This window comes from Shouchella shacheensis (genome assembly GCF_001484965.1).
Lineage (GTDB): Bacteria > Bacillota > Bacilli > Bacillales > Bacillaceae_D > Shouchella > Shouchella shacheensis.
Window position 1 is genome coordinate 1 of sequence record NZ_LLYY01000082.1, and the last position, 643, is coordinate 643.

The 643-nt window shown below is 43.1% G+C and carries 1 protein-coding gene; it reads right to left on the minus strand.

Features of this window, described 5'->3' with window-relative positions; genetic code table 11:
- The coding region (locus AVZ68_RS19445; RefSeq protein ID WP_281176653.1) for an ArsB/NhaD family transporter at positions 1-643 on the minus strand (643 nt) is incomplete at both ends.

Below are 643 nucleotides of genomic sequence, written 5' to 3' on the forward strand. Positions count from 1 at the left end.
CCAATAACATTGGCATAAATGAGCGCTTCTCGGAGCAATCCTTCTGTATCGGTTCCCGCAATCGCAATCGCATCAATTAAAACTGTCGGCATATTGTTCATGACGGAAGAAAGGACCGCAGCGATAAAGCCCATTCCCATTGTCGCGGCAAAGAGACCTTGATCAGCTGTGACCTGGATAACGTCAGAGAGAACGTCTGTTAGTCCGACATTTCGAAGGCCATACACAACGACATACATCCCGATGGAGAAGAACACAATATTCCATGGCGCTCCTTTAAGGACGGTTCTTGTATCAACAGCAGGGCTCTTTCTTGCCGTCAACATAAAGACAATGGCAATCACCCCTGCCACAATGGAAACCGGGATATGAAGAAATTCACTTACTAAATACCCAACAAGCAAAACACCTAAAACGTACCATGAAAGCCGGAACATCTTTTCATCTTTGATGGCTTCTACCGGTACTTTTAACTGCGAATAATCATATCGTTTTGGGATGCTTTTACGAAAGTAAAGATAGAGCACCAAAATACTGGATACTAATGCAAAAAAGTTCGGGACGATCATCCGTGTTGCATATTCCACAAACCCAATGCCAAAGAAATCAGCAGAAACAATATTCACCAAGTTACTAACAATCA